This window comes from Azonexus sp. (assembly GCF_036170495.1).
Lineage (GTDB): Bacteria > Pseudomonadota > Gammaproteobacteria > Burkholderiales > Rhodocyclaceae > Azonexus.
Genome location: NZ_JAVHPH010000173.1, coordinates 1 through 4,446 on the forward strand (window position 1 = coordinate 1; position 4,446 = coordinate 4,446).

6 protein-coding genes are annotated in these 4,446 nt (G+C 59.8%); all 6 read right to left on the bottom strand.

Going from position 1 to position 4,446, the window contains the following annotated elements:
• Positions 1-120: 120 nt before the first annotated feature.
• Entirely contained in the window at positions 121-1,146 is a 1,026-nt protein-coding gene (rluB, locus tag ADADOO_RS05730) for a 23S rRNA pseudouridine(2605) synthase RluB (RefSeq protein WP_511275780.1), read from the bottom strand.
• Positions 1,133-1,618 carry an SMC-Scp complex subunit ScpB gene (scpB, locus tag ADADOO_RS05735; protein ID WP_511275788.1) on the bottom strand — a complete coding sequence of 162 codons (486 nt, stop codon included), beginning with the start codon at positions 1,616-1,618 and terminating at the stop codon, positions 1,133-1,135. The genes rluB and scpB overlap by 14 nt, the downstream gene beginning before the upstream one ends.
• A gap of 28 nt (positions 1,619-1,646) precedes the next feature.
• Positions 1,647-2,498 carry a segregation and condensation protein A gene (locus ADADOO_RS05740; RefSeq protein WP_511275781.1) on the bottom strand — a complete coding sequence of 284 codons (852 nt, stop codon included), beginning with the start codon at positions 2,496-2,498 and terminating at the stop codon, positions 1,647-1,649.
• Between the two features lies 1 nt (position 2,499).
• On the bottom strand, positions 2,500-2,790 hold the full coding sequence (locus ADADOO_RS05745) for a lipid-A-disaccharide synthase N-terminal domain-containing protein (RefSeq protein WP_511275783.1): 291 nt from the start codon (positions 2,788-2,790) through the stop codon (positions 2,500-2,502).
• Positions 2,790-3,992: a tryptophan--tRNA ligase gene (locus ADADOO_RS05750; protein ID WP_511275785.1), complete on the bottom strand. Its 1,203-nt coding sequence runs from the start codon at positions 3,990-3,992 to the stop codon at positions 2,790-2,792. Before ADADOO_RS05750 ends, ADADOO_RS05745 begins: the two co-directional genes overlap by 1 nt.
• 9 nt (positions 3,993-4,001) lie before the next feature.
• Positions 4,002-4,446: site-2 protease family protein (locus ADADOO_RS05755; RefSeq protein WP_511275786.1), on the bottom strand; the 445-nt coding region annotated here is incomplete at its 5' end.

Consider the following 4,446-nt stretch of genomic DNA (forward strand, 5'->3'; position numbering starts at 1 on the left):
ATAGCCACAAATAAAAAATGGGCGAAACGCCCACCTCATGAAAAAAAGATGCCCCATCAGAAACGACGGGAGGAACAAACCCGTGAATTATAACGGATTTATTCCCCTTCGACAATCGATTTAGGTGCTCTCAGGGCCCTTTCGGGGGGCCAGAGCCTTGTTTTCAAGGCCACGAAGCAGCGTTTTGATTTCAACTTCTTTGAGCTCGCGCGCCATGCCGCGTTTCAATTGTGGCGGCAGAACAAACGGGCCGTAGCGCACGCGGATCAATCGGCTGACCGTCACCCCGACGGCCTCGAACATGCGCCGCACCTCGCGGTTGCGACCTTCAAAGATGGTGACGCGATACCAGTGGTTGGCACCTTCGCCACCACCGTCGTGCAAGGTGCCGAAATTAGCCCGGCCATCCTCCAGTTCGACACCATGCAGCAATTGCTGTTGCGCCTCCAGCGTCAACTCACCGAGCACACGCACGGCGTATTCGCGAACCAGTTCCGAACTCGGGTGCATCAGTTTGTTCGCCAGATCGCCGGACGTTGTGAATATCAGCAGGCCCGAGGTATTGAAGTCGAGGCGGCCGACGTTGATCCAGCGGCCGCCACGCATGCGGGGCAGCGCAGCAAAGACGGACGGACGACCATCCGGATCGTCACGCGAGACGATTTCGCCTTCCGGCTTGTGATACATCAGGACGCGCGGCGGACGGGTGCTGCCGGTAAATCGAATGTTGATCAGCCGGCCGCCGATCTTGACCTTGTCGGTCGGCACGACGGACTGGCCGATGGTCGCCACGACGCCATTGACCGTGACCTTGCCGGCCGAAATCCATTCTTCCATTTCGCGGCGCGAGCCAACGCCAGCCTGGGCCAGGATCTTCTGCAGACGCTCAGGCTTGGCTTCGACAACGGCCTTGCCGTTGCGCGCAATATTGCCCCGGCTGGCCCGACCTGTCGCCGGCAGCGCGGCACGGCGACGTGACTTGGGCGCCTCGACCGCGTCTTCGGGCTCGGGCGGCTCTTCGCGAGCATTGCGGGTGGTGCGGCCACGCGGGGCCGGATTGTTACGGTCAACCGGAATTTCCGGCCTTTTTTGAAATCCGCCCGGCTTGCTGGCGGAACGGAGAGGCGTGCGTTTATTGGTTTTCATAATTCAGCTCCAGTGTCTGGGCGATGTGTTCGAGCGGCGGCAATTCGCTGACGCTGCGCAATCCCAGATCATCAAGAAATTGCTTGGTGGTGGCAAACAGGGCCGGCCGGCCGGGTGTTTCGCGATGCCCGACGACGTCGATCCAGCCGCGTTCTTCGAGTGTTTTGACGACATTGGTATTGACTGCGACGCCGCGAATTTCCTCGATGTCACCGCGCGTCACCGGTTGACGATAGGCGATGATGGCCAATGTTTCGAGCACGGCGCGCGAATACTTCGGTGGCCGTTCCGGGTTAAGGCGCTCAAGGTAAGGCAGATATTGGGCCCGCGTGCGGAAACGCCAGCCGGAGGCGAGCTGGATCAGTTCGACTGGACGGTCGGCCCATTCCTCGCGCAATTCGTCGAGCAGTTTACGCAGGGTATCGGTCGACAACTCCTCGTCGAACATCTTTTTCATTTCGCTCGGCGACATCGGCTCGCGCGCGGCGAGCAACGCTGCCTCAAGCACGCTCTTGACCTGGCTCGGTTCCACCTTGATGCACTCGGACGTAAATGGGTTGAAAGGCTTCGGTCTGGGTAATTTCGATCAGTTTTTCACGGCCGAGTTCGAGCATGGCGATGAAATGGACGACCAGCCCTTGTACGCCCATTTCCGGGTCGAACAGGGTTTCGAACTGAACGAAACCACCCTTGGCCTGCAGGGCGCGCAGGATGATGCCCATGTGCTCGCGCACCGACAGTTCTTCGCGCCCGATCTGATGATGCTTGTTCAGGCCGGCCTGACGGACAACCGCCATCCAGGCTTCCTTGAGATCATCGACCGAGACTTCCGGCTGGCGGACCAGCAGCGACTTCTCGACCAGCGTTTCGACCCAGAAAAATTCCCGCTCAGCTTGCGGCAGCGCGTTCAGATTCTGGCCGGCGAGCTTCATCTGCTCGTATTCCATGAGCCGGCGCACCAGCTCGGCACGCGGATCTTCCGCCTCGTCGCCCTCGCCCAGCTTGGGCCGGGGCAGCAGCATGCGCGACTTGATCTCGATGAGCATCGCCGCCATCACGAGGTAATCGGCGGCCAGTTCGAGATTGCTCGCCCGCATCGCCTCGACGTAATCAAGATACTGCCGGGTCAGCGGCGCCATCGGAATATCGAGGATATCGATGTTGGCGCGGCGAATCATGTACAGCAGGAGGTCAAGCGGCCCCTCGAAGGCGTCGAGCATGATGGCCAGGGCATCCGGCGGGATGTACAGGTCGAGCGGCATCTGCTCCATCGGCTCGCCGTAGATGCGGGCAACGGGCTCGAACAGCGCCGCCGTTTTTGCCATTTCCGGGGCGTCGACCGTAGTGTTCATCTCACGAGGCCGCCACGCGGCCCTTGCCCTTGTAATGCAGATGCAGGTTGCGGATATAGATGACCAGGCTGAGGGCCTGGCCGAAGATGAAGACCGGGTCCTTGCGGTGGATGGCGTAAATGGTCAGCACGATGCCGCCGGCCAGGCTGAAATACCAGAAGGAGACCGGGATGACGACCATCTTGGCTTTTTCGCTGCTCCACCACTGGATGACGAAACGCATCATGAACAGCGCCTGGCCGCCGAAGCCGATGCCGATCCAGATCAACGTTTCCCAATCCATATCGAACATCAGTGGTATTCCAGCCCCATCGCTTCGCGCACGTCACGCATGGTTTCGCGGGCGTATTCACGGGCTTTCTCGCAACCGTCGGCAATGATGTTCTTGACCAGAGTCGGATCATCCAGATAGACCTGTGCGCGTTCGCGCATCGGCGCCTGTTCCTTGAGGATGGCGTCAATGACTGGCTGCTTGCATTCGATGCAACCGATACCCGCCGTGCGGCAGCCCTGCTGCACCCATTCCTTACAAGCATCGTTGGAATAGACGAGATGCAGTTGCCAAACCGGGCACTTGGCCGGCTCACCCGGGTCGGTGCGCCGCACGCGCGCCGGGTCGGTCGGCATGCTGCGCACCTTCTTGGTCACCGATTCCTCGGATTCGCGCAGGGTGATCGTGTTGTTGTACGACTTGGACATCTTCTGACCATCCAGCCCCGGCATTTTGGAGGCTTCAGTCAGCAAGTAGCCCGGCTCGACCAGAATCATTTTACCGGTGCCTTCGAGGTAGCCGAACAGGCGCTCGCGGTCGGCCATCGACAGGTGCTGGACTTCGTCGAGCACCGCCTTGGCCTGCTCGATGGCATCGCGGTCACCGTTCTGCTGGAAGCGGATGCGCATCTCTTCGTAGAGACGGGCCTTCTTGCTGCCCAGTTTCTTGACCGCTTCACGCGCTTTGTCCTCGAAACCTGGCTCGCGGCCATACATATGATTGAAGCGACGCGCCAGCTCACGGGTGAATTCAACGTGCGGAATCTGGTCCTCACCGACCGGCACCTTGTCGGCGCGGTAAATCAGGATGTCGGCGCTCATCAGCAGCGGATAGCCGAGGAAACCGTAGGTCGTCAGATCCTTGCCGGCCAGCTTTTCCTGCTGGTCCTTATAGGTCGGCACGCGCTCCAGCCAGCTCAGGGGCGTCATCATCGACATCAGCAGGTGCAGCTCGGCATGCTCAGGCACCCGTGACTGGACGAACAGCGTCGCCTGGTTGGGATCGACACCGGCGGCCAGCCAGTCGACCACCATGTCCATCGAAGCCTTCTCGATACCTTGCGGGTTGTCGTACTGCGTGGTCAGCGCATGCCAGTCGGCGACAAAAAACAGGCAGGGATACTCGTGCTGGAGTTCGATCCAGTTTTTGAGAACGCCATGGTAGTGGCCAAGATGCAGCGACCCGGTCGGGCGCATGCCGGAGAGAACACGTTCTGCGTACATATTATTTATTTAGTAGAGACCAAAAATGAGTGCGACAAGCCCGGCTGAGGTGTTGACCAGCGGATTCATGATTGCGCCGAGGATACCGGTGAACAACAGCACCAGCAAAATCGGAAAGCCCCAGCGTTCGAGCTGGGCAAATTTCCAGGCTATCGAATGCGGTAGCAGGCTGACGGCTATCCGCCCGCCATCGAGCGGTGGCAAGGGAAACAGATTGAGCACCAGCAATACACAGTTGATCTGAATGCCCATCTCGGCCATGCGCGCCAGCGGCGTACTGAAAAACTGCGGCAACAGCCAGGACAATTTGAAGGCTAGCGCCCAGGCGCAAGCCATCAACAGATTGGCACCCGGGCCAGCAGCGGCAACCCAGAACATATCTTTCTTGGGATCGCGTAGACGGCTGAAATCGACTGGCACCGGCTTGGCATAGCCGAACAGGAAGTTGCCACCG

Coding starts and splice junctions, on each gene's coding strand:
- rluB (WP_511275780.1), bottom strand. CDS start 1,146: ATGAAAACCAATAAACGCACGCCTCTCCGTTCCGCCAGCAAGCCGGGC.
- scpB (WP_511275788.1), bottom strand. CDS start 1,618: ATGTCGCCGAGCGAAATGAAAAAGATGTTCGACGAGGAGTTGTCGACC.
- ADADOO_RS05740 (WP_511275781.1), bottom strand. CDS start 2,498: ATGAACACTACGGTCGACGCCCCGGAAATGGCAAAAACGGCGGCGCTG.
- ADADOO_RS05745 (WP_511275783.1), bottom strand. CDS start 2,790: ATGTTCGATATGGATTGGGAAACGTTGATCTGGATCGGCATCGGCTTC.
- ADADOO_RS05750 (WP_511275785.1), bottom strand. CDS start 3,992: ATGTACGCAGAACGTGTTCTCTCCGGCATGCGCCCGACCGGGTCGCTG.